Source organism: Acinetobacter sp. CIP 102136 (genome assembly GCF_000369685.1).
Lineage (GTDB): Bacteria > Pseudomonadota > Gammaproteobacteria > Pseudomonadales > Moraxellaceae > Acinetobacter > Acinetobacter fasciculus.
The window spans coordinates 526567-528834 of the sequence record NZ_KB850142.1; the positions used below are offsets into that span (position 1 = coordinate 526567).

1 protein-coding gene, 1 pseudogene and 1 other annotated feature are annotated in these 2268 nt (G+C 37.8%); of the genes and pseudogenes, one reads left to right on the forward strand and one right to left on the reverse strand.

Annotated elements, in window-relative coordinates; genetic code table 11:
* Positions 1-187: 187 nt before the first annotated feature.
* Positions 188-975: pseudogene (locus F893_RS17410) on the reverse strand (IS3 family transposase); the annotation flags it as partial.
* Positions 584-700 (reverse strand) — a sequence feature (AL1L pseudoknot). It overlaps the preceding pseudogene by 117 nt.
* A 317-nt stretch (positions 976-1292) precedes the next feature.
* Between F893_RS17410 and F893_RS07950 the strand changes: the two are divergent.
* Positions 1293-2261, forward strand: coding sequence for an IS30 family transposase (locus tag F893_RS07950; protein WP_081398964.1), 969 nt, complete (start codon positions 1293-1295; stop codon positions 2259-2261).
* Positions 2262-2268: the final 7 nt, after the last annotated feature.

Consider the following 2268-nt stretch of genomic DNA (forward strand, 5'->3'; position numbering starts at 1 on the left):
AGCACTCAATTCAGCAAGTGTTTTTTCTGCTTTAATCGCAGCAAGTGCTACCTTAGCTTTAAAGTCATTTGAATGATTTCTTCTTGGTCTACGTGTCATAAAATACTCCATATATTGATGTTTATAACATCATTTGGGGAGCAAAATATCACTTATAGGTGTTGTTCAAATTTCCTGATCCACCTCTGAACACATCAATAATAAAGGCGGTATAGACCCAGCCTGAATGAGTTTGAATATACGTAAAGTCACTCACCCACAGTTGGTCAGGATGATCAGCATTAAAATTACGTTTCACTAAATCATCTGCTCTTTTTTGATCATCTCGGCTACGGGTGGTTTGTTTATTCTTACCACGCCAAACACCTTGTATACCTAGCTTTTTCATTAATCGAGCAACTGTACAACGTGCGATAACATAACCTTCACGTTTCAATTGTTGCCAGACCTTACGCACACCATATCGACCTGAACTTTCTTTCCAAATTCGTTGAATTTGTTCAGCATGATGCTCATCATGTAGATCTCGTTTCGCTCGATGTTCTGGATTGTCAGCGAGATCTAAAGTTCGGTAATAGGTTGAAGCTGCGATCGGTAAAATCCTACAAATCGCATCAACACCATATAAGTCTTTATTGTTATGGATGAAATCCACCATTATTTGTGTGGGCGGTCGAGCTCCGCCTGGGCGAAAAAAGCGGCTGCTTTACGTAGAATTTCATTGGCACGCTTTAATTCTTTAATCTCACGTTCCATTTGCTTCATTTTTTCTTGATCAGATATCTGTTGTACTTTAATAGGATTTTGCTGATCTAAATGCTTTTGATGCCAGGCACGAAGTGTTTCAGGAGTACAACCAATCTTAGGCGCAATTGCTGTGATTGCAGCCCAAGTAGAAGGATAATCTTTTTCAGATTCAATCAATAATTGAACCGCTCTTTCTCTGATTTCAGGGGTATATTTTAATTTTGTCATCGGGATAGTCTCTCAGAATATTGACTCTCCGACAAACCCGGTACGGTTCATTTTCTTTTTTAATGAAGGAATGGGTAATCCTTCCATAAACCAGCAAAATTAAAAATAGAGAGCAAATGAGCAGTTGAGCTTGATCTTTTTATGTTATCAGGCTTTATTTGTTGGACGAGTGATTAAGATCCTTCACAGGCTAGTGACTATAAAGGGGCAGAGTAAAACTTGAAGTGCGACATAAACCACCTAATTAATTTAAAGGGTTTATGGAGTATATAAAATTGTCATACCATCATCTTAACTTTGAAGATCGTACTGCATTAATGCTTGAGTCAAGAAAAGAAGGCTTTTCAGCCAGAAAATTTGCTGAACTCATTAAAAGACATCCTAGTACGATCTATCGTGAGCTTAAAAGAAATAGCATCAATGACGTTTATCAAGCTCAATATGCTTCTGATAACACCTTCGCTAGACGTAGACGTGGTCACAGAAAACTCAAAATCGATTCAATCCTCTGGAAATTTATTGTTGAAGCGATCCGTTGTTTATGGTCTCCTCAGCAAATAGCAAAGCGTTTAAAGACATTTCCTGATTTGGATCAAACAATGAATGTAAGCCATACAACGATTTATTCAACGATACGAGCATTACCAAAGGGTGAGTTGAAAAAAGACTTATTATCCTGTCTGCGTCATGAAAATAAAAAGCGAAAAGCTAACGGTGAACCTAAAAAAGATTCTATATTACAGGATATTAAAACTATTCATGAGCGCCCAGCCGAAGTTCAAGAAAGAAAAATACCGGGTCATTGGGAAGCTGATTTAATTAAAGGTAAAGACAATAAAAGTTCGATAGCAACACTTATTGAACGAAATACACGGCTCTGTATCTTGGCAACATTACCTGATGCAAAGGCAGAATCAGTGCGCAAGGCTTTAACTGAAGCTCTGAAATATTTACCTGCAGAACTGCGTAAAACGTTGACCTATGACCGTGGACGCGAGATGGCAGAACATAAAATACTTGAAGAAGATTTAGGCATAGATGTATATTTCTGTGACCCACATTCACCCTGGCAAAAAGGCACATGCGAAAATATGAATGGTTTAATTAGGCAATATTTACCTAAAGGGATTGATTTAAATCAGGCAGATCAGCATTATTTAAATCAAGTTGCCATGTCACTGAATACTCGTCCTAGAAAAGCGTTAGATTGGCTTACACCATTAGAGAAATTTGCTCAGCTTGTTGATTATCATAAGACTTTTCAAACTGTCGCACCTCATGTTTGAATTCGCC